Source organism: Pseudovibrio sp. Ad46 (genome assembly GCF_001623065.1).
Lineage (GTDB): Bacteria > Pseudomonadota > Alphaproteobacteria > Rhizobiales > Stappiaceae > Pseudovibrio.
Window position 1 is genome coordinate 307,384 of the sequence record NZ_LMCG01000050.1, and the last position, 26,961, is coordinate 334,344.

22 protein-coding genes are annotated in these 26,961 nt (G+C 51.8%); 10 read left to right on the forward strand and 12 right to left on the reverse strand.

Annotation, left to right across the window (positions count from 1 at the left end):
* Positions 1-36: 36 nt before the first annotated feature.
* On the reverse strand, positions 37-996 hold the full coding sequence (locus PsAD46_RS15865; protein WP_057465186.1) for a LysR family transcriptional regulator: 960 nt from the start codon (positions 994-996) through the stop codon (positions 37-39).
* Between the two features lie 166 nt (positions 997-1,162).
* Between PsAD46_RS15865 and dctP (PsAD46_RS15870) the strand changes: the two genes are divergently transcribed.
* The 4 genes from dctP (PsAD46_RS15870) (at position 1,163) to alr (ending at position 5,367) form a co-directional block, all read left to right on the forward strand.
* The gene (gene dctP / locus PsAD46_RS15870; protein WP_057465185.1) at positions 1,163-2,155 is read left to right on the forward strand and encodes a TRAP transporter substrate-binding protein DctP; all 993 of its coding nucleotides are present in this window, start codon (positions 1,163-1,165) and stop codon (positions 2,153-2,155) included.
* Positions 2,156-2,235: 80 nt separating this feature from the next.
* Positions 2,236-2,850, forward strand: a complete 615-nt coding sequence (locus PsAD46_RS15875) for a TRAP transporter small permease subunit (protein WP_057465184.1) — start codon at positions 2,236-2,238, stop codon at positions 2,848-2,850.
* A complete protein-coding gene (locus PsAD46_RS15880; RefSeq protein ID WP_063292005.1) occupies positions 2,847-4,136 on the forward strand; it encodes a TRAP transporter large permease in 1,290 nt (429 codons plus the stop codon). Before PsAD46_RS15875 ends, PsAD46_RS15880 begins: the two co-directional genes overlap by 4 nt.
* An 88-nt stretch (positions 4,137-4,224) precedes the next feature.
* The gene (gene alr / locus PsAD46_RS15885) at positions 4,225-5,367 is read left to right on the forward strand and encodes an alanine racemase (RefSeq protein ID WP_208981870.1); all 1,143 of its coding nucleotides are present in this window, start codon (positions 4,225-4,227) and stop codon (positions 5,365-5,367) included.
* 76 nt (positions 5,368-5,443) lie between these two features.
* On the opposite strand, the gene PsAD46_RS15890 is transcribed toward alr, so the two are convergent.
* Both PsAD46_RS15890 and PsAD46_RS15895 read right to left on the reverse strand, forming a co-directional pair.
* The gene (locus PsAD46_RS15890; protein WP_063292007.1) at positions 5,444-6,367 is read right to left on the reverse strand and encodes an arginine deiminase-related protein; all 924 of its coding nucleotides are present in this window, start codon (positions 6,365-6,367) and stop codon (positions 5,444-5,446) included.
* The gene (locus PsAD46_RS15895) at positions 6,364-7,434 is read right to left on the reverse strand and encodes an ornithine cyclodeaminase (RefSeq protein ID WP_057465181.1); all 1,071 of its coding nucleotides are present in this window, start codon (positions 7,432-7,434) and stop codon (positions 6,364-6,366) included. The genes PsAD46_RS15890 and PsAD46_RS15895 overlap by 4 nt, the downstream gene beginning before the upstream one ends.
* A gap of 148 nt (positions 7,435-7,582) precedes the next feature.
* Between PsAD46_RS15895 and PsAD46_RS15900 the strand changes: the two genes are divergently transcribed.
* Entirely contained in the window at positions 7,583-8,029 is a 447-nt protein-coding gene (locus tag PsAD46_RS15900; protein ID WP_057465180.1) for an Lrp/AsnC family transcriptional regulator, read from the forward strand.
* Positions 8,030-8,039: 10 nt separating this feature from the next.
* Here PsAD46_RS15900 and PsAD46_RS15905 read toward each other — a convergent pair whose 3' ends face one another.
* Positions 8,040-8,921: a LysR family transcriptional regulator gene (locus PsAD46_RS15905; RefSeq protein WP_057465201.1), complete on the reverse strand. Its 882-nt coding sequence runs from the start codon at positions 8,919-8,921 to the stop codon at positions 8,040-8,042.
* 142 nt (positions 8,922-9,063) lie between these two features.
* On the opposite strand from PsAD46_RS15905, the gene dctP (PsAD46_RS15910) reads away from it, so the two are divergent.
* From dctP (PsAD46_RS15910) to speB, 4 genes are read left to right on the forward strand one after another with little or no spacing between them, the layout of a single operon-like run.
* Complete coding sequence (dctP, locus tag PsAD46_RS15910) at positions 9,064-10,086, forward strand: TRAP transporter substrate-binding protein DctP (RefSeq protein ID WP_057465200.1); 1,023 nt, start codon at positions 9,064-9,066, stop codon at positions 10,084-10,086.
* A gap of 60 nt (positions 10,087-10,146) precedes the next feature.
* Positions 10,147-10,752, forward strand: coding sequence for a TRAP transporter small permease (locus tag PsAD46_RS15915; protein WP_063292008.1), 606 nt, complete (start codon positions 10,147-10,149; stop codon positions 10,750-10,752).
* Complete coding sequence (locus PsAD46_RS15920; protein ID WP_063288608.1) at positions 10,749-12,029, forward strand: TRAP transporter large permease; 1,281 nt, start codon at positions 10,749-10,751, stop codon at positions 12,027-12,029. The genes PsAD46_RS15915 and PsAD46_RS15920 overlap by 4 nt, the downstream gene beginning before the upstream one ends.
* Positions 12,030-12,049: 20 nt before the next feature.
* Positions 12,050-13,048 carry an agmatinase gene (gene speB, locus PsAD46_RS15925; protein ID WP_063307332.1) on the forward strand — a complete coding sequence of 333 codons (999 nt, stop codon included), beginning with the start codon at positions 12,050-12,052 and terminating at the stop codon, positions 13,046-13,048.
* Between the two features lie 126 nt (positions 13,049-13,174).
* Here speB and PsAD46_RS15930 read toward each other — a convergent pair whose 3' ends face one another.
* The gene (locus PsAD46_RS15930; protein WP_063292010.1) at positions 13,175-15,736 is read right to left on the reverse strand and encodes an FAD-dependent oxidoreductase; all 2,562 of its coding nucleotides are present in this window, start codon (positions 15,734-15,736) and stop codon (positions 13,175-13,177) included.
* A 71-nt stretch (positions 15,737-15,807) separates the two neighbouring features.
* The gene (gene purU, locus PsAD46_RS15935; protein WP_063292011.1) at positions 15,808-16,665 is read right to left on the reverse strand and encodes a formyltetrahydrofolate deformylase; all 858 of its coding nucleotides are present in this window, start codon (positions 16,663-16,665) and stop codon (positions 15,808-15,810) included.
* 474 nt (positions 16,666-17,139) lie between these two features.
* Here purU and PsAD46_RS15945 point away from each other — a divergent pair, with 474 nt between their 5' ends.
* Positions 17,140-18,177: a GlxA family transcriptional regulator gene (locus tag PsAD46_RS15945; protein WP_063307333.1), complete on the forward strand. Its 1,038-nt coding sequence runs from the start codon at positions 17,140-17,142 to the stop codon at positions 18,175-18,177.
* Between the two features lie 68 nt (positions 18,178-18,245).
* On the opposite strand, the gene PsAD46_RS15950 is transcribed toward PsAD46_RS15945, so the two are convergent.
* The 6 genes from PsAD46_RS15950 to PsAD46_RS15975 all read right to left on the reverse strand — a co-directional run bounded on the left by PsAD46_RS15950 (position 18,246) and on the right by PsAD46_RS15975 (position 26,955).
* On the reverse strand, positions 18,246-19,892 hold the full coding sequence (locus PsAD46_RS15950) for a BCCT family transporter (protein WP_063307334.1): 1,647 nt from the start codon (positions 19,890-19,892) through the stop codon (positions 18,246-18,248).
* A gap of 133 nt (positions 19,893-20,025) precedes the next feature.
* Positions 20,026-21,156 (reverse strand): hybrid-cluster NAD(P)-dependent oxidoreductase, encoded by a 1,131-nt coding sequence (locus PsAD46_RS15955; RefSeq protein WP_063307335.1) that lies wholly within the window; start codon positions 21,154-21,156, stop codon positions 20,026-20,028.
* Positions 21,153-22,427, reverse strand: a complete 1,275-nt coding sequence (locus PsAD46_RS15960; protein ID WP_063288615.1) for an aromatic ring-hydroxylating dioxygenase subunit alpha — start codon at positions 22,425-22,427, stop codon at positions 21,153-21,155. The genes PsAD46_RS15955 and PsAD46_RS15960 overlap by 4 nt, the downstream gene beginning before the upstream one ends.
* A 701-nt stretch (positions 22,428-23,128) precedes the next feature.
* Complete coding sequence (locus PsAD46_RS15965; protein ID WP_063307336.1) at positions 23,129-23,641, reverse strand: sarcosine oxidase subunit gamma family protein; 513 nt, start codon at positions 23,639-23,641, stop codon at positions 23,129-23,131.
* A 13-nt stretch (positions 23,642-23,654) separates the two neighbouring features.
* Positions 23,655-26,657, reverse strand: coding sequence for a sarcosine oxidase subunit alpha (locus PsAD46_RS15970; RefSeq protein ID WP_063307337.1), 3,003 nt, complete (start codon positions 26,655-26,657; stop codon positions 23,655-23,657).
* The gene (locus PsAD46_RS15975; RefSeq protein WP_057465189.1) at positions 26,638-26,955 is read right to left on the reverse strand and encodes a sarcosine oxidase subunit delta; all 318 of its coding nucleotides are present in this window, start codon (positions 26,953-26,955) and stop codon (positions 26,638-26,640) included. The genes PsAD46_RS15970 and PsAD46_RS15975 overlap by 20 nt, the downstream gene beginning before the upstream one ends.
* Between the last annotated feature and the right edge of the window lie 6 nt (positions 26,956-26,961).

A 26,961-nucleotide genomic window follows, 5' to 3' on the forward strand; every position in this document is an offset into this window, starting at 1 on the left:
GAGATGGGGCATTCGTTTGCCCCCCAGTGGTCAGGCCTAGTTCAGGTAACTTCTGTCTTCCAGAGGCACTTTTTTGATTTCATCCCGCAAGATTTCAATAAACGCTGCCTCCGCTGCATTGTGCCGGGTCTTTGAGTTCGTAATGAGTGCAATGTCGTAGACCGGCAGGTCTGCAAAGTCGGTAATGCGCCATAAACGCTTTGCCTCGACGTAAGGCCGGGCCACATGGACCGGAAATGGGCCGACGCCGACGCCAATCTCGATCAGTCGGCGCAACTCTTCCAAATGATAGGACCGGCCAACAGGGGAATGCTCAATGCCCAGCTTGTTGCGTGCCATGGCAAACTCACTCATTTCTCCGCCGGGTTCATCAGTGGGGAAAGTCACATAGGGCTCATGGGCGAGCTCTTCCTTGCGAATATCATCACGCCCAAACAGCGGGCTGAGGCGACCACAATAAAGCGCAAATCTCTCACGGTAGATAACCTCATAGGTCAGGCCAGGTTGACGAGCCGTGGTTAGGCCTATTCCGCAAGACGCCGTTTTGCGCTTCACCTGTGTCACCACATCACCACTTGTTGCAACCTTGATTGAGAGCGTCGCCTTTGGGTGCGTCCTGTGAAAACGGACAAATGCAGCATCAATCACAGGCGACTCCGCATGGGTTGCAGTTGCGATGGAAACGTGTCCGGTCACGTCCTCGCGCACGTCTTTCAGGACTGCTGCAATGCGCGAAACACCGCTATAAATCTCAAGACATTCCTCATAGAGAAGCTGCCCGGCTTTGGTCAGTGAGAACTCACCTGCATTACGGTCTATCAGCATGCAATCAAACTGATTTTCCAACCGTTTCAAGGCATTGGTAATGGCTGGTTGTGTCAGCAAAAGTCGCTTTGCTGCTTTGGTAACCCCTTTCTCTTCAACAATGATGAGAAAGGTATAAAGCAAGTTCCAATCGAGGTTTCGACAGAAGCGTTCAAGAGAGGTTCGATTCATATGACATTACTCAAATTTATATCTACATTAAATATATGAACTTGCTTAATGCGTCTACTCTTGGTCCTATGAATTTATGCGTAGGTTGTTAGTTGCAGCAAAAAGGGGTAGCGCACACAACCAGCACTCGGCATACGCAAAAAACGATTTTCCGGAGGAGAGACACTTGACCAATTTCACAAAATTCGCAGTTGCAACTGCGCTGACAATCGGCCTGACAAGCGGCGTTTCTGCTGCAACCACCTTGAAGCTTGCCGGTGTTGTACCAGTTGAGCACTACGGCAACACACTGCTTGAGCAAATCAAGACTGATATTGAAGCTGCCAATGTTGATTTAAAAGTAACCGTGTTCCCGGCAGGCCAGCTTGGTGCGGGCGAAGAACTGTTTGAAGCTGCTGCACGTGGAAACGTAGATCTGGTGCATTCTGTGGTGTATGCGCACAGTGATCCGGTTCTGGAAATCAACTCTCTGCCATACCTTGTGAGCAGCTGGGATGAAGCCGAAAAAGTCTATCTGAACAAGGGCTCTGCCTTCAACAAAATCTTTGCTGAGCGTCTTGACGGCTTGGGTCTCAAGCTACTGGCAAACGCACCAGAAGGGTTCATCGGTGTTGTAGCAAATGATGTGCCTGACAATGCAGGCAACACAGGCGACAAAGGCATGAACATTCGTGTCTGGAGCTCTCAGGTCATCAAAGCGACAGTTGAATCAATTGGGTTTAAAGCCACCACAATGAACTGGGGCGAAGTCTTTCCTGCCATACAGGCGGGTACGGTTGATGGAGCGATCTGCTGTACAGCGCAGTTGGCTTACAGCGCATTTGCAACCTCTGATGTTGGCAAGGCCTTCATCCCGTACAACGCTGTAGTTGAAAACACCACCTACTACGCCTCTAGCCGCACGTGGGACAAACTCTCCCAAGAGCAGCAGTCAGCTGTCCAGTCAGCTTTTGACAAAGCCGCACGTGATTATGCCGCCTGGGGCAGAAACAACGAGGCACAATACGTCACAAAGCTTCAGGAAAGCGGTTATCAGGTTGTGACTATATCTGATGAGGACCGTGCTGCTATCGCTGAGAAAGTGCGTGCGGACGTATGGCCACAAATCTCTGAGATCGTTGGCAAAGACACCATCGATGCTCTGATGGCAGATAAATAAGCACAAAGACACCTATGCGAACGGGTGGTCTGTTGCTGCCCGTTCCTTTTCCTGAAGTTAAGCCAGAACTATGAGCATTCATGTCTGAACTCTCACAACACCTCTCACCAGGCTGGTCTCGATTTGTCGACCGCCTGGTAACGATCAAATCCTGGTTGCTTGCCATCGGCTGCATCATCATGGCTGGCACGTTCTTCCTCGTGGTGATCTTTCGCTATGGATTTGGCTCAGACCTGTTTGCCTATGAAGAATGGCTGCTGATTATCTGTTTCTGGATGTATTTCGCAGGCGCCGCAATGGGAACCTACGATGGCTCTCATGTGAATGCAGACTTGCTGACCTATGTGATCAAGGATCCACGCAAAGCACATGTACGGGCCCTCGTTATTGGTTCGATTGAGTTCATCATTGCGATGGCACTGGTTTACTGGTCCGCACTCATGATCATTGATGAGATCGACAGCTATCCCCGGTGGCGCGCAACAATTGCCCTTCGAATTCCGTTCTTTGTCCCACGCCTTGCCATGCTGGTCGGCTTTGCAACCATGGCCTTCTACAGCCTGCTGCATCTGATCGTGCTCGTCAAAACCGGCCCAGCCAAATCTGCGGCACAACCAAATGTGCAACAGCAAGATGATGTGTCGCTTCCACCGGTCATGCCAGAGACAACAAAAACAAAAGAGCCAGCACTATGATTATTCTGGGAAGCCTTATTCTTATCTGCCTCATGCTGGTGATTGGTGTCAGCGTCCCAATGTCCTTTGGCGCTGTTCTGCTATTCATCGCGCTCTTTGGCGGGCACGACGTCAGCGGCTTTATGCCAACAGGGCACTGGAAGGTAAGCTCACTGGTCCTGCTTGCAATTCCATTGTTCATCCTGGCTGGTGCAATCATGGAGCGAGGCCGCATCGCGGCGCCTCTAGTGTCCCTTGCTGAGCTTATGGTGGGCAACGTACGTGGTGGGCTGAGTGCTGCCGCAGTTGTTGCAAGTGGCATCTTCGGAGCCATCTCTGGTTCTGCTGCTGCTACGCTGACCTGCATCGGCTCCATCATGATGCCGCATCTGCGCAAAGCCAACTATCCGGAAGGCATGGCAGCGGCGTTGATCGTGAGCGCTAGTCCATTGGGCCTGCTCATCCCGCCCAGTTCCTCACAAATTCTCTATGCCTGGACCACACAGCAATCCGTACTCAAGTGCTTTCTGGCAACCGTTATTCCAGGGGTCATTCTCATCGGTTTCCTCTGCATCGTGAACTTCGTGATGCTACGGAATGTAAAGGACCTGAAGACCGAACGTGTGGGAGGCAAGTTCACGTTTGAACTGCGCACCAGAAGCTTCAAAGCTATGCCTGCGCTCTTGATGCCTGTGATCATTCTGGGTGGCATCTATGGTGGTGTTATGACGCCAACAGAAGCTGCCGGTGTCGCTGTGATCTACGCAATTCCGATCGGCTTCTTTATCTATCGCGGTCTTGATAGGGAGAACTTTTTCCCAACGCTGCGCTATGCTGGCACAACCATTGGCGTTGTTATGATGATGGTACTTATGGTGCTCATTGTCAGCCAGTTTCTGGTGTTTGAGAACATTCCGGCAATGGCAAAGGATCTGATTTACTCAGTTTCTGACAACCCGATCATTATCCTGCTGATGGTCAATCTGGTCATGATCCTCATTGGCATGCTGATGGATGATATCTCCGGCTTGCTGTTGTCCGCGCCGCTCTTGCTGCCAATCGTGCAAAGTGTTGGCATGGAACCGGTTCACTTTGCAGCGGTGCTTGGCGTCAATCTGGGCATGGCAAACATCACGCCCCCAACAGCACCATTGCTTTATCTTGGGGCTCGTGTGACGGACGCTCCGGTCAACAAGATGATGAAGCCGACGCTGATAATGATTGCATTCGCATGGCTGCCAACGCTGGTAATCACGACCTTTATTCCACAGGTTGCGCTTTGGTTGCCAGAACTGGTGTTCGGCTGATCAGAGTTTAGCCTCAGCTCACTCTAATGAGCTGAGGCAGCTCTCTACTGTTACTTTCACATCGGCATATATGAAGATGGCAACACCAATGTATTCATCTTGGTGCGAGATTTCGTGCACCCAAATTGAAGCGAATTTAAAGATTGCGCTCGGGCTTTTGCCCGACAAAACCAAGTTCTGTGCAGTTGTCAAAGCAGATGCCTATGGACACGGTATCGCGAACGTCATGCCAATCATCCAGCGCAACAACGTTCGTTACGTCGGCATCACGTCAAACGCAGAAGCGCAAGCTGTTCGCGACACCGGTTATAAAGGTAACTTGCTCCGGTTGCGGGCAACAACGCGCGATGAGGCTGAAGCTGCTTTGCCTTTTCAGGTTCAGGAGCAAGTGGGCAGTCTTGAGGGCGCCTTGGAACTTGCCAGTGTCCGCAGGAATGACAGCACCCCTGCAAACTACCATCTCTCGTTAAATGCAGGGGGAATGTCTCGGGATGGCTTAGAGCTTTCCTCCCTAAAAGGCAAAGAGGTATGCCAGCGTATCGTAGATTTGCTTGGACCGCACATCATAGGCGTGAGTACTCATTTTCCCTCAAACCTACCTGAGGAACTTGAGGTGAGCATCGCGCGCTATCACAAGGACGTGGATTGGGTCGTCACCAATACGTCTCTGCATCGTGAGAACCTGCTGGTCCATGCCGGCAGCACGCTGACACTTGTCTCCTCATGCAACCCTTACACAGGCATGATGCGCTGTGGTGCGGTGATGTACGGCATTGTAAAGCCAGAGCTTGGCTTTAAGACCACCATGACATTAAAGGCGAGAATAATAAGTCTTGGAGAATTCCCCGCTGGCAGCACGATTGGTTATGACCGTGCGACGGTGCTGAATGAAGACAAGCGACTTGCGACAGTATCATTGGGATACGCCAATGGATATCTGCGACGCTTTGCAGGACTAAGCAGTGTGCTTGTTCAGGGCAAAAAACAGCCCGTTCTTGGGAAGATTTCCATGAACACCATTGTCGTGGATGTGTCAGATCTCACGGGCGTTACATTGGGAGAGGAAGTGGTTGTGTTTGGCAGCCAGCAATCTGCTGAAATCACAACTCAAATGGCAGAGGCGTCTTCAGGCACCATCATGGCTGATCTTTATACAGATTGGGGGCAACGCAATCCGCGCGTCGTAAAACACACTCAGGATGTCTCGAAGAAAGAAACGTTGCTCATCTGACTTCAGATAATCTCTGCAATTGATACAAATACGCCCGCCGGAGGGTCTCTGGCGGGCGTATCTCGTTTTGCGAGAATTAGTTGCGCGGGGACAGGTGAAGACCTGCAATTGTGCAGCGCACAGAACCGCCAGCCAGCTCAAGCGTTGGGATAGCAAGCGGCACCAATGTTGCGGTCGCTGAGATCCTGTCGCGTTGCTCTTCTGTCAAAATATCATAGGCAGTTTGCGAAAGTGCGAGCAGGGGGCCATCCTTGCCCATCAGCTCAATTGCATTTCCGGCAAAACCTGAGATCTGAGCATTGCTCAGCTCAATCACATCCCGACCAGTGGCTTCAAGGCGTGCCACAACTTCTGAGCGCCGCGCCGTATCTGTGATCATGTCTGTACCGATCAGCGCAAAGTTGGTTCCAACACACATCAGCACGTTGGTATGATAGATCGACGTGCCTTTGTCGTCTTCAGCTGCAAACACCATCGGCTCAAAGTTGAAGTGCGTGCAAAAGCGTTCCAGCGCGATTGGGTTGGTTCTGTCGCTCTCCACCGCATAGGCAACACGATCAATATGATCGAGCACCATTGCGCCAGTTCCTTCAAGATAAAGCCCATCCTGCTCAAGGCCGGAATAGTCGATGACATCTTGAACACGGTAGTCGGACTTCAGCATTTCAAGGATGTCGTGACGACGCTCCAGACGGCGATTTTCTGCTTTCATCGGGAAAATCGCAACGTGTCCACCAGCATGAGTGGAGAACCAGTTGTTAGGGAAAACACAATCTGGAAGTCCCGGAGTATCTCCCTCAAACACATGAACGCGCACACCGTGAGATTCAAGCTGCTCCACCATTGCGGTATGCTCATCATAAGCCTGCTTGGCGTGCTCTGAATCTGTTGTGATCTCAGCCTGAAAAGCGTTGTCAGCAGCAGTCTCCGCATTCACTGAAAAGTGGTGCGGGCGAACCATGACGACGGCGCCGGGCGCTTGAACGGATGTACGGTTCATGCAGCGTCTCCGCTTTCCGGTTCTGCTCGCATCACCATACCGAACAGGTCACGCGGATCATCAGGATCGGCCAGCATATCTAGGTCATGGTACAAGCCAGTGCCCTTAAGTTGGTCACGAACGTAGCGAAGGGCGGAGAAGTCTTCAGTTGCAAAGCCTACACCGTCAAACAGCGTGATCTGACGCTCGTCTTTGCGGCCCTCTGCCTGACCCGTGATCACTTTCCAGATCTCAGTAACAGGGAAATCTTCAGGCATCTGCTGAATTTCGCCTTCGATGCGCGTCTGAGGTGGATACTCCACGAAAACATCAGAGCGGGTCAGGATGCCACTGGCAAGCTCAGTTTTGCCTGGACAGTCGCCACCAATTGCGTTGATATGTACGCCAGTTCCAACCATATTGTCGGAAAGCACGGTGGCATTCTGCTTGTCGGCGGTGCAGGTGGTGATGATCTGTGCGCCAAGAGCCGCTTCTTCTGCGCTTTTGCAGGACTGCAAGGTCAAACCGCGACCTTCCAGATTGCGCATGAGTTTTTCGGTCGCTTTGGGATCAACATCGTAAAGCCGCAGGGTTTTGATCCCGCAGATTTCCTTCATCGCCAAAGCCTGAAACTCTGACTGTGCACCGTTGCCGATCATCGCCATGGTATGAGCATCTTTAGGAGCAAGGTATTTTGCCACCACTGCTGAGGTCGCTGCTGTGCGAAGCGCTGTCAGCACGGTCATTTCAGTCACAAGGACAGGGTAACCGGTATACACATCTGCCAGAAGACCAAACGCAGTAACAGTCTGCAGGCCTTCCTTAGTGTTCTTTGGATGCCCGTTGACGTATTTGAAGCCATATGTCTCGCCATCCGAGGTCGGCATCAGCTCGATAACACCTTCTTTGGAGTGGGAAGCCACCCGGGGTGTCTTGTCAAACAGCTCCCAACGACGAAAATCTTCTTCGACGTAGTCGGCGATGCCCGAGAGCATTTTTTCAATGCCAATGTGATGGACCAGCTTCATCATATTGTCGACACTGACAAATGGAACGAACGCGAGTTCTGACGGGGCAGGGGCTGACATGAGCTTTCCTCAAGTAATTACAGTTTCCCTAGTATCAACTGTGCAAATTGCAAAAAACATATCAATCTTGCTAAGTATGAGAGATAGTTTTTGACAGATTGCTAGGTTAATTTTATATTATTGCTAAACTTATGGGTTGAGAGCACTTATGAAGCAAAACCATACGGCGAAACATATTTATGATGAACTCGACCGGCAATTAATCAGCCTTCTGCGTTTGGATGGCCGTGCTCCAGTCTCCAAACTTTCACAGATTATGGGCGTTTCGCGCGCAACAGTACAAACACGCATGGACCGACTGCTGGAAACAGGGGCTCTGCTTGGTTTTACGGCACGAGTGCGTGAAGATTATGACAGCGGCGAGATCAGAGCTGTCATGATGATCGAAGTGATGGGACGCAACACCACCCAGGTCATCCGCAAACTGCGCGGTCTGCCTGAACTGCAAGTCCTTCACACCACCAGCGGTAAATGGGATCTGGTCACAGACATCCGCGTCGAAAACCTCTCAGAATTCGACCGCGTCCTGCGTGAAGTCCGCCTTATCGAAGGCGTCATGAACAGCGAAACAAGCATCCTGCTGTCCAGTGTTTGACTGCTAACGCCTACAATCCATGCAGCAAGGCCTTGATGAACCACTCGACCGCTTGTCTGTGCGCTTGGGATTTGCGTGAGGCGATGTAAAACTCTGATGTCCAGGTCAGATCTGGATGTTCCAGAAGGCGCATTTCGCCGGTGTTGACCCATTGGGTGGCGTAGTGATCGGGGAGGACACCGAGGAACTTCCCACTCAAAATGAGAGCCGCGGCTGCTTCCATATTCGTGACAATCGCTTTGGGCTCTGGGGCCTTGGCATCCCGTGCAACGATCATGTCGTAGGAACGCTGACAAACGGCATGATTGTTCAGGATGTCCGGCGAGATTTCATCGGTTTCACATGCAAACAAGTCATGCGCCTGACCGCAGTACATATAGTGATTTTCGCTGCAGACTTTGATGTATTCAAGCTCATCGCGCTTTCGTTTAAACGGTGCGATCGCGATATGCAGACTTCCCGTAATCAGCCCTTCTTTCAAGTCATTCGGAGAGGCAACAACCAGCTCCAGATTGACGTCGTTCTCCTTTGAGAAAAACCGCTGCAACGCAGGGACTAGCGGAAACCCCGGAAGGCTGATCACCGTGTCGACAATGCCAATGCGCAGCTGTCCGGTAATCGTCCCACGCAACTCAAGCAGTTCAGCGTCGAAATCCTCAACAAGGCGGATAATTTCGCACGCTTTCTCATAGGCGATCTTACCGCGTTCAGTGAGTTGGAAACCACTGCGACCGCGCTCACAGACGCGATATCCAAGCGCAAGTTCCAGATCCCGGATGCGGCAGCTGATCGCCGATTGAGATATACCCAGCCTGAACTGCGCCTCAGAAAAACCGCCACATTCCACGACAGCACAAAATGCTTCGAGCAGATTGTTTCGGAGAAGTTTCATCTAATGATCTTCCTGTTCTCAGATAATTTAATTACATTGATATATTTCATGTAAACATAACTTATTTGATATTTTTTCTAGGTTCAACATCTAGTGTGCTAGCGGCGAGGAAGATTGGGAACTAGTTCTGTGGGAGGATGAAATGAACTCAATTCTTAAATCGCTAAAGACACTAACAGCTGCAATGGTTCTGGGCACAGTCCCGCTAAGCGCTTATGCAGAAGACTGGAAATTCGCCATCGAGGAAATTCCAGGCTCCATCATGGATGCCTATGCACAGGAGTTTAAGAAGCGTATTGAAACCAAGACCGATGGGGACGTGACCATCACGATCTACCCGATGGGAACGCTTGGCACACCAACGGATACGGTAGAGCAGGCGACGGATGGCCTCATCCAGTTCACCAACGTATCCATCGGTAATCTGGGCACCATCGTCCCGGAAAGTCAGATTTTTCTGCTGCCATATCTCTTTCCATCTGATGCCAAAGCAGTCTCAAACATTCTGAACAACTCTGAGACCATTTACGGTGATCTGAATGAGGATTTCCGCAGGCGTGGCCTGGAAGTCCTGACCATGTATTCAGAAGGACCTCAGGTCTGGACCACCAACAAAGAAATCCGCAATCCGGATGACTTCTCCAACTTCAAAATGCGCGTTATGGTCTCTCCGATTTTATTGGAGACCTACAAGAACATGGGTGCGAGCCCAACACCGCTGCCATTTGGTGAGGTTTTTGGCGCTCTGCAGCTTGGTGCGGTAGACGGTCAGGTAAACCCTGTTCCAACCATCGAAGAGATGAAGTTCTATGAGGTTACGGATTACCTGATCTGGGCTGGCGAGCAGGAACTCGTCACCACCGTTGTTGCCGGAACTGACTGGTTCGACACACTCTCTCCAGACCGTCAAAAGCTTGTTAAAGAAACAATGGCTGGAATGTCAGGTTTCATTGATGGTGTGGTCTCTGACTTCAACCAGAAACGTCTCGACACCATTAAGACGAACAAGCCTGAAATCAATCTGGTGGTCCTCTCAGAAGAAGAACGCAACGTCTTCCGCGCTCGCAGTGAAGCAACGGCCAGTGCCTATGTAGACGCTGCCGGATCTCGCGGCGAAGAGCTGTTGAAGGCCCTGAAAACTGAGATTGCATCAACTCATCAATAATAGGAAGTCCCACATCTCATCTCTGAAGGTGGGGTGTGGGTACACTGGAGGAGGGTAAAGATGGAACCCCGTTCTGTCCCCTTTAAGCTCCTCGGGAAAGTTGACGGTGTGATTAGCAAGATTGAGGTCTTCATCCTCAGTTGGGGCGTTATCGCCATGGCCGTCAACACCATCGCAAATGTGTTCGGGCGCTATGTCTTTCACCAGTCGATCTATTTCTCCGAAGAGCTCAATGAGTTTCTGATCGTTATCATCACCTTCATGGGGCTGGGTTACGCCACACGAAAGGGCATCCATATCCGCATGTCGGCCATCTATGATGCTCTGCCTCAGAAGCTTCGCAAGATCCTGATGATTTTGATCACCATAACAACCGCAACCATGATGGCGACGCTGACCTGGTATGCCGTTGAATATGTGGCGAAAGTTGCCAGTCGGGGCCGGGTTACGCCTGCGCTGCAGGTGCCGCTTTATCTAACTTACATCTGGGTGGTTATCGGGTTGGGCTTAGCAACCCTCCAATATCTCTTAACAGCTTTGCGAAACCTCGATCTGTCGGAAGAGGAAATCTACGTCTCCTATCTGGAGGTCGACAGTTATGAGGATCCGGAAACGGCCGCCGCAGTTGCGCGCTTCGTTGAGAAGGAAGAGGAGACCGCAAAATGACAGAGCTCATGCTAACGGTCATGGTCGTTCTGCTGCTGTTCGGATTCCCAATGAAAATGCCGTTGATCTCGGCAGCCTTTATCGGGTTCCTGATCTACTTCCCAAACTTTAGTCCGCAGATACTGGTCCAGCAGATGATAGGTGGGGTCAAACCCTCTGCCTTGGTCGCAGTCCCAATGTTCATCCTTGCCGCTGATATCATCACACGCGGGCACTCTGCTGATCGTCTGATTGATGTGGTGATGCGCTTTATGGGGCACATCAAGGGCGGGCTGGCCATCTCGGTAACCAGTGCCTGCGCACTGTTCGGGGCGGTTTGTGGCTCTACGCAAGCAACCGTTGTTGCGGTTGGCGGTGCGATGCGGCCACGTATGTTGAAGTCAGGCTATTCAGATAGCTTCACCATTGGGTTGATCGTCAACGCGGCTGATCTGGCTTATCTCATTCCGCCATCTATCGGCATGATCATCTATGGTGTTGTGTCCGGCACATCGATCTCGCAGCTTTTCATCGCTGGCATCGTTCCGGGCCTCATCATCGTGGTGTTCTTTTCTGCCTATTGCATGTGGCATGCGTACAGACACGACATCCCCGTACTGGAAAGGTCTGACTGGGGAGAGCGGTTTGATGCGGTAAGGCGCGCACTCTGGCCCATGGGCTTCCCATTGATCATCGTCGGTGGAATTTATGGCGGTGTCTTTTCACCAACAGAAGCTGCGGCCATCTGTGTGCTGTACGCCGTTGTTCTGGAAGCCTTGATCTTCAGATCCATCCGTCTGCGTGATCTGCCAGATATTGCTCTGTCAACGGGGGCCATCACCTCGGTGGTGTTCATCCTGATCGCAGCGGGCGCGGCCTTCTCCTGGACCCTATCCTTCGCACAGGTGCCTCAGACAATCATCAGTTCGCTCGGGCTGAATGAAGCTGGACCGATAATGACGCTGACGGCGATCATTTTGGCGTTCTTCATCGGCTGCATGTTTGTCGACTCCATCGTGGTAATTTTGATTTTGGTGCCAATCTTTGCCCCACTGATCAAATCGACGGGTCTTGATCCGGTGCTGGTTGGAGTACTCATCACCCTGCAGGTTGCCATTGGAGCCGCCACGCCGCCATTCGGATGCAATCTGTTCACGGCAATTGCTGTTTTCCGCCGACCATTTGTGGATGTTGTCCGCGGAGTTCCCCCATTCTTGCTGATCTTGCTGCTGACAACAGGGCTTGTGATGGCATTCCCACAAATTGCGTTGTTCTTGCCAGAACTCGCCTACAGATAATGAACTAACGGAGAAGAAATATGTCTGATCACGGCTATAAATCCGGGCGCCTCAACCTACCATTCGTTGGAATCTCGACTTTTGGAAAAAAAGAGTATGTGTCGGATTGGGATCAAATTGATGCGGATGTAGCGGTTCTGGGTGCACCGTTTGACTTTGGCGCACAATGGCGCTCAGGCGCACGTTTTGGACCACGTTCCGTGCGCGAAGCGTCCACGCTGTTTTCATTCGGCCATGCCGGTGCGTACGATCATGAAGATGACGCCACCTATCTCAGCAGCGATGTCCGTATCGTTGATATTGGAGACGCGGACATCATCCACACCAAGACCATTGAAAGCCATGCGAACATCGAGTTTGGGGTCAAGAAAATCCTCGATGCAGGTGCTCTGCCTGTGGTGATTGGCGGTGACCATTCAATCAACATCCCATGCATCCGTGCTTTCGAAGAAGATTGTGCTGAAAAAGGCCCGATCCATGTAATCCAGATCGACGCACACCTTGATTTCGTTGATGAACGCCATGGCGTGACGGAAGGCCACGGCAATCCTATGCGCCGTGCGATTGAGAAAGAGTATGTCTCAGGAATGACCCAGCTGGGTATTCGCAATGTATCCTCCACCGCTAAGGAAGGGTATGACGATGCCCGCGCAAGAGGCTCTGACATCCTGTCGGTCCGTCAGGTGCGCGAGCTGGGAGCAGAAGCTGTACTGGAACGCATTCCGGCAGGCGCGCGTTACTATGTGACAGTCGATATCGACGCCTTCTGCCCGTCCATCGCATCCGGTACGGGTACCCCAAGTCACGGTGGCTTCCAGTATTACGACGTGCTTGAAATTCTGCAGGGCCTCAGCAAGCGCGGTGACGTGGTTGGCATGGACCTTGTGGAAGTAGCTCCTGCCTATGACCCATCTGAATCCACGCAAATTCTTGCAGCCCAGCTTATTTTGAACTTCATCGGCTTCATCTTTCACAACAAGAAAGCCGCGGTAAGCACACCAGAAACTGAAACTGCTTAAAGCCGATAGAAACGACGCCCATCGCGGCGCGAGTTAACACTGTGCACGACAAGAAAATGGCCTCGGATCTTAATCAGATCCGGGGCCATTGCATTTCTTCAAATCTTTGCGTGCTCAACGCACAATTTAGCTTCGAGGCTTCAGGTTTTCCGGGTCGTAGAGCGGCGCATATCCCACTCCGGCGACTTCAACCGGATAGATTTCATCGAAGTAGGACACCTCCAGCTGTCGCCCTTCCTCGCAGTATTCCTGCGGCAGATAGGCGAGGGCGATGTTTTTGCCGATGCTCGGTCCATAAGCAATGGATGTTGTATAAGACCGCCGTCCCAGTTCATCCATGAGCGTCTCGCCTGTGTCCGGATGCATAATAGGCAGGTTGCCAACGGGGTACCGCGCAACGCCGTCTTTATCGGTATTGTCGGTCATCACCAGCGTACACAACATGGCAGGTTGAGCCTCACGGGCGCGGTACTCCACATGCTTGTCTTTGCCGCGAAAGTCTGCGGCTTTCACCTTTGGCCGGGAGAGATCGGCTTCAAAAAGATTGTACTGCGTGTGCAGGTCTGCATTTTGCAAGCGTAATGACTTCTCCAGTCGCCGCGAGTTTGCATAGGTCTCGACACCCACCGCAATCACGCCGATCTCGCGCAAAGCATCCCAGACAGCCAAACCGTCTTCATAGCGCATATGCAGCTCCCACCCTTGCTCACCCACATAAGAGATGCGGAAAGCAGAGACGGTTTTGCCAGCAATGGTGATCTCGCGAATAGCCGCAAACGGGAAGTTTTCAGATGTAAGTGCGTCAGGGTCCTCAACGACCTTCTGCAGGTTTTCACGAGCGTTTGGCCCCCAGATACCAATGGTCGTGTAATCCTCACTCACATCTGTGATGGAGACATTCCAGCCATTATCATCTGCAACACGCTGCATATAGACAAGATCACGCGGTCCAGCATCTGCTCCATTCACCAGTCGGCACAGGTCTTCCATACGAAACACCGTGAAATCGGCCCGCACATGGCCATCATCATCCAGCATATGCGTGTAAATGCCTTTGCCAATATTCTTGTCACCGCCAATTTTGGCTGCGCACAGCCATTCCATCAGGTTAACGTGATCTGGACCCGAAATGTCAGTCATGTGAAAATGGGAGAGATTGATGATGCCGCAATCCTCACTCATCTCCAGATGTTCAGCATTGGAAACACGCCAGAAATGGCGCTTGTCCCATTCGTTCTCACGCTCAGGCACACGGTTGCCATGCTTGTTTAGCAAGTGCTCATTGGCGGCATAGCCATGGGCACGTTCCCAGCCTCCAAGCTCCATGAAGTAGCCCCCAAGCTCAACTTCCCGCTCATAAAACGGTGAACGACGGATACCACGGGCATTGGCGAAAGGTTCGCGGGGATGAACAGGTGGATTGTAGATCTTCTTCGCAGTCTCCCAGCACCGGTCATGGATGTACTGCTCCTTGAGCTGGAACTCGTTGAAGCGGGAAAAGTCCACCGAGTTATGGTCCACATGGGTTTTGCCATAGGTCATCCAGTCAGCAATCAGCTTGCCCATGCCAGGACCGTCTTTAATCCAGATGCCGACAGCATACCAAAGCCCGCGCAACTTCCGGCTTTCTCCCATGGATGGACCACCGTCAACAGAGGCTTGTAAAAGCCCGTTGAAGGAATGGCTTTCATTGAATCCGAGCTCAGCCAGAACCGGCGTCAGCTCCATCGCCTTTTCCAGCGGCTCAATCACATCCTCAAGCACCAGATCTCGCTGGGAGGGAGACAGACGAGCCTGCTCTTTTTCCAAAATGTCACGCGGATGCACAAGGCGAGGATTTTCCTCGTAATAGTAGCCCCATTCAATCTGCCCGCCCTCGGTACTCTTCGGATCACCCGTATCACGCATATAGGCAGAGTTGCCCTGATCCCGCAGCAAAGGCATGCCGATCTCAGCGCCAGTGCCTTCAAACTCATTGTAAGGGCCGAAGAAAGTGAGGGGATGGTCCACTGGCATGACAGGCAAATCTTCGCCAGCCATCTCCGCAATAAGGCGCCCCCAAAGGCCAGCACACACCACAACATGGTCAGCATGGATGGTCCCGCGCTCTGTCTTCACCCCCGTGATACGGCCATTATCTGTGATGAGCTCCAGCGCCGATGTGTTGGCAAAGATCTTGAGCTTCCCGGTCGCTTCACCCAGATCAATAAGCTTGCCAGCAACAGTTTGAGAGCGCGGAACAACAAGACCGGCATCAGGATCCCACAAGGCTCCCTGGATCTGATCTTCTTCCAAAAGCGGGAATTTCTCTTTGGCTTCAGCAGCACTGATGATGCTCACATTGGTGCCAAAGGCTTTGCTTGAATCCACCCGGCGCTTGAGCTCGCCCATGCGCTCATCATCACCCACACGCGCAACTTCCAACCCACCGATACGGGCGTAATGACCCATCTTCTCGTAAAAATCCATGGAGTACATGGTGGTCCAGCAGGTCAAAAGATCGTGGCTGGTGGCATAACAGAAATCAGAAGCGTGAGCTGTCGATCCGATGTCTGTCGGAATGCCGGATTTGTCGATGCCGACAATATCGTCCCAGCCATTTTCAATGAGATGATGGATGACGGAAGCTCCAACAATGCCGCCAGCGCCAACAATCACAACTTTCGCTTTGTTAGGAAATGCGGACATGTTTTCGATCCTTTACTTCTATGAATTCTCGGTGCGTTGACAGAGCCGTGTTGGGTTTGGGGAAGTGGCCGCTAGGAGGTAAAGACCACTGTGCTGTTGTTGTTCAGCATGACGCGGCCCTCCAGATGAAATTTGACGGCTCGTGCAAGAACGCGGGATTCAATATCCCGGCCTGCAGCCACAAAGTCTTCCGCCGTCATGCCATGCGTCACCCGTTCAGTTTCCTGCTCGATGATCGGACCTTCATCCAGATCCGGTGTCACATAGTGAGCGGTCGCTCCAATCAGCTTCACTCCGCGATCATGAGCCTGATGATAAGGCTTTGCCCCTTTGAAGCTTGGCAGGAACGAATGGTGGATGTTGATGATCATGCCAAAGAACTTGCTGGACATCTCATCGCTCAGCACCTGCATGTAGCGCGCAAGGATAACCAGTTCCGCATTCGTTTTTTCAATAAGATCACTCAGCTTGGCTTCCTGCTCAAGCTTGTTCGCCTTGGTGATAGGCCAGTGATAAAACGGGATCCCCTCGTGGTCCGCAACGCCTTGGCTGTCCGCGTGGTTGGACACAATGGCGACAACATCAGCATCAAGCCAACCCACTTTGATCTGGTAAAGCAGATGCAGCAGCGCATGGTCAAATCTGGAGACCATGATGATGACCTTGGGACGACGTGAGAAATCTTCCACCTTCAGCCGCATTTTAAACCGGTCAACGGCGGGTGACAGGGCCAGCTCAAGCGCTGCTTTGTCGATGTGCTCAGGCACACGCACGGCAACCCGCAGGAAGAACTGGTTTGTCTTGCGATCACAAAACTGGTTCGCCTCAACAATATTTGCACCGCGAGCAGCCAGAGCTGACGTCACTGTCGAGACAATGCCCGGCTGATCCACACAGGTGAAGCGAAGGATGAAGGATGTATCACTCACTAAACAGGTCTCTCCCAATCAAAATCTCAAATGAAACAAAGCGTTTCGCTGAACTCTTCGCGTCTTCAAACTATCAATTTGGAGAGGTTTTACGCTCATAAATAGGAGATTTGCGTCAGATAGGGATTACCCCTACGACATTTGATTGAGCATCCATCAACACATCACGTCTGATCAATTTTTATGCGAGTGCAGATGGAATGCGTAGCCAAGCTGACTCAAATTAAGTATAAATACTGCATGGGCTTAAGCGTGGTCGCCAAAGCCCATAAATCCGGCCTCCTAACGCAGGTTAGGAGACTGGGCATGATGACGAAATTCGAGAAAGACGCAGGCCAGCATGGTCAGACCAACTGGAAAAATATGCCGCTGAAGACACGCTAAAACTGACCTGGATTGGATGGGCTCAGGCCCGCAGACAGGCAATGTAATCATTGCAGTTTGTCGGCCTGAATATAAAGAGAAGCATCTCGTATGACACAGGCACTATCGCATCCGACCAACGCTTTGCGTAAACCAGTTCCCAAGCAGGAAAAGACCCGTCTTTCTGTTGGGTTCATTCTCGCCAAACGCTTCACCCTTTGCGCATTTGCCAACTTCGTTGATGTCCTGCGCCTCGCGGCAGATGAGGGGGACCGAAGTCGCCCGATCCTGTGCAATTGGACCGTCCTGTCAGACACCATGGACCCAATCCCATCCAGCAGCGCCGTCTCAGTTCACCCCAAAGAGCGACTAGGAGATCCGCGACGTTTCAACTACATCGTTGTTGTGGGCGGTCTCATTGATGAGAGTACGGAGTTCAGCCCGGCCTATCAAAACTTCCTGAAAGAAGCTGCCGCCGCCGGAATTCCCCTTGTGGGCGTGTGTACCGGTGCGTTTTTGCTTCATCGGTCCGGACTGCTGGACGGCTACAAAAGCTGCGTCAGTTGGTTCAGCCACTCTGATTTTAAAGAGCAGTTTGATGGCCTTGATCCGGTCACCGACCAGATCTTCGTCGTTGATCGTGACCGTCTCACTTGCGCAGGTGGTGTAAGTTCCGCCCATCTTGCCGCCTATCTGGTGGACAAACATGTAGGCCGCGCACATGCCAATAAAAGCCTGCACATCATGATCATTGATGATGCCCATCAGGCCGAAAAGCCTCAACCCGGCATCCCGCTTGATCTGAAAACTCAAAACCCCATTGTACAGCGCGCTCTGCACATCATGCAGCAAAACATTGACACGCCGATCTCCATTCAGGAAATTGCGCAGCGCATGGGCAAGAGCAAGCGCCAGATAGAACGTTACTTCCGCCTGTCTTTGGAAACATCGCCACAGGTTGCTTTCCTCAATATTCGGTTGGATTTGGCGCGCCACTTGATCGAGAAAAGCCAAAAATCTGTTGCACAAATTGCGGTTGATTGTGGTTTTTGCGATTCATCCCACCTCAGCCGCATGTTCCGCCGCCGGTACAGCTGTACGCCGCAGGTCTTACGACGCGTCTCTGTGACAGAAGAGAAAGTCGCCTAAAAAAATGCCGCCGAACCTGAAAGGTTGCGGCGGCATTGAAAGTTAAGAGGCTAAGTTATCGCGATAACCTAGCGCGGCTCGCTTGCAAGTCCTCTCCAAATTGCAACACACATGATAAGCAAGACGATTGTGAAAGGCAGTCCGGTGGAGATCACCATGGACTGCAAAGACTTCAGTCCGCCTGCAGAAAGCAGCAGCACGATCGCAATCAAGCCTTCAAACAGACACCAGAACACACGCTGAGGAACCGGCGCATCCACTTTGCCGCCTGCAGCAATCGTATCAATCACCAAAGAACCGGAATCGGAAGAGGTGACAAAGAAGACGATCACAAGCACGATACCGACAAAGCTTGTGATTGTTGCCCATGGCATAGCTTCCAGCATTGTGAACAGCTGAACTGGCAGCGCAGCTTGCTGAACAGCAGTGTAGCCATCATTGACAATCTGGTTGATCGCAGCACCACCAAAGATGGACATCCAAAGCACGCATACCAATGATGGAATGAGCAGAACGCTAATCAGGAACTCACGAACAGTACGACCACGGCTGACACGGGCGATGAACATGCCCACGAAAGGTGACCAGGAAATCCACCAAGCCCAGTAGAAGGATGTCCAACCCTGCATGAAGTTGACATCTTCACGACCAACCGGGCTGGAAAGTGCAGGAAGATACTGCAAATAAGCGCCGAGGAAGTTCAGAGCATCTGGCAGCAAGATCAGGCCCGGACCCGCAATAACAACAAAGAGCACCAGCAGAGCAGCCAGTCCCATGTTGATTTCGGAAAGCAGCTTCACACCCGCTTCAAGACCGCGCACAACGGAGACAAGCGCAATCGCAGTGATTGCAGCAATCAGTATGACCTGCCATGTGCTGTCAATTGGCATGCCAAACAGCTTGTTGAGGCCGGAGTTCGCCTGAACAGCGCCCAGACCAAGAGAGGTTGCGAGACCAAACAGGGTTGCGAAAACGGCAAGAATATCGATGATATGTCCCGGCCAACCCCAAACACGTTCGCCGAAAATCGGATAAAAAGCAGAGCGGATTGTCAGCGGCAAGCCTCTGTTGTAGCTGAAGAACGCCAGGCTCAATCCAACAACAGCATAAATCGCCCATGGGTGTAGACCCCAGTGGAAGATAGAGGCAGCCATACCCAGACGGATCGCTTCTTCCTGTGTGGCAGCTGCACCAAGCGGCGCCCAATCGGTTCGCACGCCATCAGCACCAACAGTTGTGCCACCCAATGAGGAGGCAAAGTGGCTGATCGGTTCAGAAACACCGTAGAACATCAATCCGATGCCCATACCAGCTGCAAACAGCATGGAGAACCAGCTCAGATAGCTGAAGTCCGGCGTAGCTTCCTTGCCACCAAGGCGCACTTTGCCGTAAGGGCTCACCACGATTACAAGGCAGATGATAACAAAAATGTCGGCAGCGCCAATAAAGAACCAGTCAAAGCTCTTCGTGACAGTAGAAAAGAGCGTGCTGAAAACGGAGTTTGCTTGCTCTGGTAAAAGTAAGGTGTAGGCAACAAATGCAACGACAGCTAATGCTGAAATAGCGAATACTGGATTGTGAATGTCAAACCCAATGGGTCCAAATTTTCCTTCAATGTTATCTTGGCCAAGACTGTAATCCGAGTCTGCCATGTCGTCCGATGGACTATCCATAATATCCGCCGGAGGCCGGTCGGAATTGCGTAAATCAGTCATGAAGCTTCTCCTGTGTTGGACCGTTTATCTTGTGGTCAGGAGAGATCCTTGGGCTGGACCCTTCTTATCGTTCTTATTGATTTAGATACACTTTTTTATTGTCACTTATCAATGGATGGGGGAGTGCCAAACACTAAAGGTCCACTTCAATGTCTGACAAAGGTGTTGTGCAGCAAATCAGGATTTTACCCTGATCAATTTCCCGTTTTCGAATGCCTCCGCCATGTTGCATGTCGGTTTCACCCGAAACCAGTTGAGATTTGCATGTACCACAAATACCGCGTTGGCAGGATGCCATCGGCAAAATACCAGCTTCACGCGCAGCAGAAAGGATTGTCATGCCCGGCCCACACTCAACCACGTGACCGGTCTTGGTGAAGGTGACCCGATAGGTTTGGTCGCTGATTTCCGGCGCAGAAATCTTATCCTCAAAGGTACCTGCTGTCTCAGCCCCAAAGTCAAAGCTTTCTTCATGGTAGTTGGCCATGTCGAAGCCTGCTTCCTGCAGCATGTTTTGCACGCCTTCCATGAAACGGGCAGGGCCGCAACATAAGATCTTCCTGTCTTTAAAGTCTGGCGACATAAGTGACAGCATCTGAAGGCTCAAACGACCTTCAAACCCGCTCCAGCTGTTGTATCCAGATGTCGTGCTGCAAGTAAATGAGAGCTTGAAGGCAGGGTTTTGTGCAGCCAGCAACTCCAGTTCATGTCTAAAGATGATATCCGCAGGTGTGCGTGCGGCATGAATAAAATGCAGATCTGTCGGCTCTGCAAGATCGCAGGCCGTGCGGGTCATTGACATCATGGGTGTGATGCCACTGCCTGCTGAAATGAATAACAGCTTCTCTTCCTGCGTGGCATCAGTGGTGAACTCACCAGCAGGGCCAGAGACATTCACTTCCTTACCCGGCAGCATGTTGTCCAAAAGCCAGTTGGAGCCCGGACCACCCGGCACCCGTTTGACCGTGATTTCAACACGATAGGGCCGCGCAGCAGAAGCGGAAATTGTGTAACTGCGCATGATCATGCCTTCAACCGGAAGCTCGAAGGTCATATGTTGGCCGGGATAGAACCTGAAAACCCGAGGTTCACGTGCAGAAAACAGGAACGTCTTCACATCATGCGTTTCCTGCCGCACTTGTCGGCAGACCAGAACATCATCCACTTCCGGATCCCACATGGGGATCCGGGTCGCTTCGGTGAAGTGTTCTTCATCGTAGTCCTTGACGGTCTTCAGATCATCAAAAGTTACGTTCTGAGTCATGCGTCCGCCATTTCAACATCACCGGCAGGCATGTGCGCTTTGTGGCGTTCAATATACCAGTCACACAGTGCTTCTACATGAGGCTCTGTGTATTCCGAGTATGGGCCTTGCTCATAAGCAGGGTCTTCACTGCCAAGCTGTGCCAGGCGCACCAGATCCGCATCCTGCTGGTTGGTCATCATCCAGACCTGCTTCAGATTGTCGAGGTTGTAATCTTCTCCCTCAATCGCATCCTTGTGCACCAGCCACGTGGTCCGCACCAGCGTACGGTCCGGCGACAACGGGAAAGCGGCAAAGGTCACGATGTGATCACTCATGAAATGGTGCCAGGAGTTGGGATTATGCCAGAAGCTCAAGCCACCAAGCTTGGCGTCCTTGAAGTTTCCAAGCAGCTTCTTGCTGGCGATCTTGGTGTCCAGAGTATGGGACTCGCCTTCGCCCATCAAAGGCAGGCGAATGCAACGGAAACTGGTGGCGTTGGCAAGTTTGTCCACCTCGGCAGAAGGCAGGCCAGCGGCCTCCCAGCGCTTATGCTCGCTCTCAAGCAAAGACAGATATTTGTTGACGTCCGCAGTCCGCCGCTCATCCATTTCATCGGGCGAAAAGCCAAAACCGAATTCGGAGAGTGGAACGGTGAGCTGCGGATGAGTACCTTCGCAGTGATAACACTCACGGTTGTTCTCAAGCGTCAGCTTCCAGTTGCCTTCTTCAATCAGATCAGCCGTATAAGCCACCTTACAGTTGGCAATATCATGAGGAGCAATATAGGTCTCCATGATCTGCGCCATCTCTTCAATGTCTTCCGGAGGGTTCTCCGCAAGGCAAATAAAGATGAGACCTGCAATTGAACGCACATGAACGGTCTTCAGGCCATGACAGGTCTTGTCGAAGTCCTTGCCCATATGCTCGGCCAGAATGAGTTCGCCATCCTCGTTATATGTCCACCCATGATAGCGGCAAACAATATTGCCGATTGTGGCCTCAGGCTCATCAATGAGCTTCGCACCACGATGCCGGCAGATGTTATGAAAGCCGCGGATGTACATGTCATCGCCGCGCAAAAGCAGGACGGATGTCTTGCCGATTTCAACGGTAATGCAATCGCCCGGTTCCGGAAGCTGAGGTTCAACAGCTACGAAAATCCAGTGTTTGCGAAAGAAGACCTCCATGTCCAGATCAAGAATGTCGGGAGCACTATAGAAGGGGGCGTTGAGGCTTTTGCCCTTTTCGCGGTGAGCTATAAGATCTTGAATGTAAGACGGAACGCTCATGTTCAGATACCTCGGCTTAAAATGATGCCTGGGAAGTTGACCGGTGCAGGTTGCTGAGATGATCAGGTGTCTGGCCTGATCGTGAAGAACAAGTCGATAGAACGTCAATCACTTCTGTATGAGGTGATTTGGAATTAGCGTGCTTGTAAAGAGGCTTAGCGTAGTTTGTTAAAGAGAATTCAGAGAACACCAAAGAGGCATGACTTGAATTCAGCCACACATGATCAAAACCGGTGGAATGAACTGAAGCTGGCTCAGCACAGACGAGCCAGGAGTTCGTCGATTTGCGGCAAGGCCTGTGTTTCGCACAAGCATTGGAAAATGCTGACTGATACACTTTAAGCCTCCCTCTTACAGTGTGACAGTTCTCTAAAATTTCATGGGCAGTTTCTTTGCGTCAGGCCCGTGAAACTCGAGAGTAATCAGGAAATCTAGTTCGAATTAATCTCATGGAGGCAGGAAGTTTGAGGCACATTGACAGTAAAAATGCGACGCCTCTACGTTGCTCCCGCTGCAAATTCAAGACAGCCTCAACCACACGGTGAATTGATAGGTTGAATGACAGAGATTCTGGGCAGAAATGCTGCAGAAAATGCTTAGGCATCTGACGAAAACGTCAGGCTGATCCGCAGGAGGTATGAGCAAAAGCTCAAATAAAATTGAAGAGAGACAGGATAAATGCGCTCAAGAAAAATGCGGCCCTAAAGGCCGCATTCAAACTCCGCAACAGCTACCGTCAGCAACCTCATCACATGGGGCACAAACGATCGCCAAACATCCAGCCGAAACTGGTTCTGCTCTTCTCGTGTCAGGATCACCTGCACACTGTCAAAAATAGTCCGCACCCCACGACCACTCTTCAACTCCGCAAGGTTTCGTGGACAGGACGTAGAGAGCAGCTCCTCAGCTTCAGGACCTGAAATTCGGATACTAACTTCCCGACTGGAAATGTCTGTCAGACTATGAACAGCGTCCGGATAGATCGCAGCCAATGATTGCTCGATTTCTGAACGCGCCTCCATTGGACAGGTCAGCATCCACTCATCCGGCCCCAATTTTAGGGCGAACAAGTCGCCTGACTGACCAGTCTCGCTGATGGATGAGGGCAGCTCAAAACCGAGTGCTTTTGACATAGCAACGGTGTTTTCGCGCTTACAACGCAAACTAAAACGGCCCATTGCTGGCAGTGTTTCGACTGTACTATTGAAAGCCATGTGTGCCACTCCCTTACATCTTAATCCGGTCGCCATCAGGATCGTAAAACACGGTCCCGCTGACAGTTGCACGATGGGTTTGACCTGGCATTGGAATATCTATTGAGGTGCCATTCCGCTCAAAACCACCTTCAATCAAAGCCATAGCAATGGAACGCCCCAGTGCTTCACTCCAGTACGAAGACGTCACATGCCCCAACATCTTAGCAGGGATAGCAGTGTCACCGCTCTCAACAATCTGCGCGCCTTCCTCCAGCACAACATTTGGATCTTCCGTCAAAAGACCAACCAGTTGCTTTCGGTTTGGCAACAACATATCAGGCCGCGTCAAGGAACGCTTGCCGACAAAATCAGGTTTCTTCTTGCCAATGGCCCAGGTCAGGCCTGCATCCGCTGGCGTAACAGTGCCATCGGTGTCTTGCCCAACAATGATAAAGCCTTTTTCTGCCCGTAAAACATGCATGGTTTCAGTGCCATAGACACACATGTCATACTTCTTGCCTTCCTGATAAAGCATCTCCCAAAGCGCGCGCCCATGCTCAGATGGAACGTTCACTTCAAAACCCAGTTCACCAGTAAAGCTGACGCGGAAGAGACGCGCTTCAAAACCACCCACAGTGCACTCACGAAGCGCCATATGCGGGAAGGCTTCAGCAGAAAGATCTGTACCTTTTACAAATGGTTCCAGCACCTTACGAGCATTCGGCCCATTCAGCGCAATGGTCGACCATTGCTCGGTCGTAGATGTGAGCCACACATCCAGATCAGGCCATTCGGTCTGTAAAAAGTGCTCCATCATAGTCAAAACACGCGCCGCACCACCAGTTGTGGTCGTCACATGGAAGCGGTCTTCACTGATCCGCCCGATAACACCATCATCCCGAATGAAACCATCTTCACCCAGAAGCAGACCATAGCGACACCGACCAGATGCCAGCTTTGTCCATGGATTGGTATACATCCGGTTCATGAACTCGGCAGCATCCGGCCCGACAACTTCAATCTTGCCGAGAGTAGAGGCGTCAAACATGCCGACAGAAGCGCGTGTTTCTCTGCATTCCCGCGCCACCGCCGCGTGCATATCTTCACCAGCCTTGGGGTAATACCACGCACGGCGCCACAAGGAGACAGGCTCAAACACAGCACCGTTCTCTTCTGCCCAACTATCAATGTTGGTCTTGCGCGTTACTTCAAACAGCTCATCCTTATGATAGCCTGCAAACGTTCCAAATGTCGTGGGTGTATAAGGCGGACGGAACGTGGTCAGGCCAACCTTGGGAGTAGGGCGCCCAAGTTCATTCGCAGCGATCTTCAAACCATTCATGTTTGACATCTTGCCCTGATCGGTCGCCATGCCATTGGTCGTAAAGCGTTTTACGTGCTCAATGGAGAGCATACCTTCGCGCACAGCAAGGCGAATATCTTTGGCTGTCACATCGTTCTGAAAATCAACAAAAGCCCGGCGCGCCAGCTTGTCATCGTTGCTTGGCAGCTCTTCCATAACAATACCAGAGCCTGCTCGATCCCCATCAACATCAACGGAAAGACCCGGCGCATTCTGCCCCAATGAAATCAAAGCTTGCTGAGCTGCATGCACACCATCATCAAAAGCGGCCTGCTGGCTCCATAACCCACGCCCACCACCCGCGATATGACACCGTTCGGTTCGCTCACCAGGCAAGAAGACTTCGTTCTCTTCATCCCAATGCAAACTGCCTTTGGTATGAGAGAACAAGTGAAGGGATGGGGTCCACCCACCACTCATCAAAACTGCATCACAAGGGATGGAAATGATGTCTGTAACGTGCTGATCGCCAGAAATCCTGCCGACTTTCACCCCGGAGACGCGCTTTGTCCCGCTTACTGACGTTACACTGTGACCTACCTTCGCCGCTATGCCGCGTTTTTGGGCTTCCGATTGCAAGTAGTCATTCACAGTGGTGCGTACATCAACAATCGCAGGGATTTTCACACCTGCATCAGCAAGGTCAAAGGCGGCGTACCAGGCTGAATCGTGGGATGTAACCACAACAGCAGCATTACCAACCTTCACGCCGTAGCGGTTGAGATAGGTCTGCGCCGCACCTGCCATCATCACACCTGGACGATCATTACCCTCAAACACCAACGGGCGCTCAAGTGCACCTTGAGCAAGAATGACCTCTTGCGCCCGAACACGCCACATCCGTTCTCGTGGAGCATTTGCAGGCGGGTTTTCCATGTGATCCGTGAGCTTTTCAGCAACGCCCACCATGTTCTCATGGTAATAGCCAATAGCAGTCGCACGGGTCATGATACGAACGTTGTCGCAGGCTTCAAGCTCAGCAATAACTGCTGTAAGCCAGCTCTCGGTGTTCTTTCCATCAATGGCAGATGGAGCCTCCGAAAGCAAAGAGCCTCCAAGCTCCCGGTTCTCATCGACGAGGACCACATCAGTTCCATTGCGAGCCGCCGTTAACGCAGCTGCAAGCCCTGCAGGCCCAGCACCAACAATCAGCAGTTCCGTATGCAGATAACGCGAGGCATAAGTGTCAGCATCCGGTTCGGTTGGGGAGACGCCCAATCCGGCAGACGCGCGGATAACAGGCTCATAAACCTTGTCCCAAAAGCTCTTTGGCCACATGAAAGTCTTGTAGTAGAACCCGGCTGCAAACAGCTTGTGGAGCTTGTCGTTCACAGCACCCACATCAAAGTTCAGGCTCGGCCACTTGTTCTGGCTAACAGTGGTCAGCCCTTCGTAAAGCTCCTGAACGGTAGCGCGGGTGTTCGGTTCAAAGCGACCTGCACCAGAGCGGGATGTTCCAATCAACGCGTTTGGTTCTTCTGATCCGGCTGTCACAGGACCACGCGGACGGTGATACTTAAATGAGCGCCCCATAAGATGAACGCCGTTAGCAAGCAGGGCAGAGGCAACCGTATCGCCTTCATATCCTTGGTAGGAAACGCCATCAAAAGTGAAGCGAACACGCTTATCGCGATTGATGCGGCCTTTGCCCTCAACTCTCCAGTTGTTCATTGTTCTCTTCACCTTCTGCGTGGCTAGTCGGGCAGGCCTGTCCAATCTCATAGGTGGCGATGAATTTGTCGCTCACAGTGTTCCGCAGAGCGTTGAAATAACGCCCACAACCATGTGAGTGTCGCCATTGCTCGGCATGATCTCCGCGTACATTGGAGCGAATAAACAGATAGTCGCGCCATTCAGCATCTGTTTGCTCAGCTGGGTTTTCTGGGCGTGCGATATGTGCTTGCCCGGCATATTCAAATTCCAGTTCAGGCAACTTTTCCTTGCAATAAGGACAGTGGATTAAGAGCATCAGGCT

Coding starts and splice junctions, on each gene's coding strand:
- PsAD46_RS15865 (WP_057465186.1), bottom strand. CDS start 996: ATGAATCGAACCTCTCTTGAACGCTTCTGTCGAAACCTCGATTGGAAC.
- PsAD46_RS15875 (WP_057465184.1), top strand. CDS start 2,236: ATGTCTGAACTCTCACAACACCTCTCACCAGGCTGGTCTCGATTTGTC.
- PsAD46_RS15880 (WP_063292005.1), top strand. CDS start 2,847: ATGATTATTCTGGGAAGCCTTATTCTTATCTGCCTCATGCTGGTGATT.
- alr (WP_208981870.1), top strand. CDS start 4,225: ATGTATTCATCTTGGTGCGAGATTTCGTGCACCCAAATTGAAGCGAAT.
- PsAD46_RS15890 (WP_063292007.1), bottom strand. CDS start 6,367: ATGAACCGTACATCCGTTCAAGCGCCCGGCGCCGTCGTCATGGTTCGC.
- PsAD46_RS15895 (WP_057465181.1), bottom strand. CDS start 7,434: ATGTCAGCCCCTGCCCCGTCAGAACTCGCGTTCGTTCCATTTGTCAGT.
- PsAD46_RS15900 (WP_057465180.1), top strand. CDS start 7,583: ATGAAGCAAAACCATACGGCGAAACATATTTATGATGAACTCGACCGG.
- PsAD46_RS15905 (WP_057465201.1), bottom strand. CDS start 8,921: ATGAAACTTCTCCGAAACAATCTGCTCGAAGCATTTTGTGCTGTCGTG.
- dctP (WP_057465200.1), top strand. CDS start 9,064: ATGAACTCAATTCTTAAATCGCTAAAGACACTAACAGCTGCAATGGTT.
- PsAD46_RS15915 (WP_063292008.1), top strand. CDS start 10,147: ATGGAACCCCGTTCTGTCCCCTTTAAGCTCCTCGGGAAAGTTGACGGT.
- PsAD46_RS15920 (WP_063288608.1), top strand. CDS start 10,749: ATGACAGAGCTCATGCTAACGGTCATGGTCGTTCTGCTGCTGTTCGGA.
- speB (WP_063307332.1), top strand. CDS start 12,050: ATGTCTGATCACGGCTATAAATCCGGGCGCCTCAACCTACCATTCGTT.
- PsAD46_RS15930 (WP_063292010.1), bottom strand. CDS start 15,736: ATGTCCGCATTTCCTAACAAAGCGAAAGTTGTGATTGTTGGCGCTGGC.
- PsAD46_RS15945 (WP_063307333.1), top strand. CDS start 17,140: ATGACACAGGCACTATCGCATCCGACCAACGCTTTGCGTAAACCAGTT.
- PsAD46_RS15950 (WP_063307334.1), bottom strand. CDS start 19,892: ATGACTGATTTACGCAATTCCGACCGGCCTCCGGCGGATATTATGGAT.
- PsAD46_RS15955 (WP_063307335.1), bottom strand. CDS start 21,156: ATGACTCAGAACGTAACTTTTGATGATCTGAAGACCGTCAAGGACTAC.
- PsAD46_RS15960 (WP_063288615.1), bottom strand. CDS start 22,427: ATGAGCGTTCCGTCTTACATTCAAGATCTTATAGCTCACCGCGAAAAG.
- PsAD46_RS15965 (WP_063307336.1), bottom strand. CDS start 23,641: ATGGCTTTCAATAGTACAGTCGAAACACTGCCAGCAATGGGCCGTTTT.
- PsAD46_RS15970 (WP_063307337.1), bottom strand. CDS start 26,657: ATGAACAACTGGAGAGTTGAGGGCAAAGGCCGCATCAATCGCGATAAG.
- PsAD46_RS15975 (WP_057465189.1), bottom strand. CDS start 26,955: ATGCTCTTAATCCACTGTCCTTATTGCAAGGAAAAGTTGCCTGAACTG.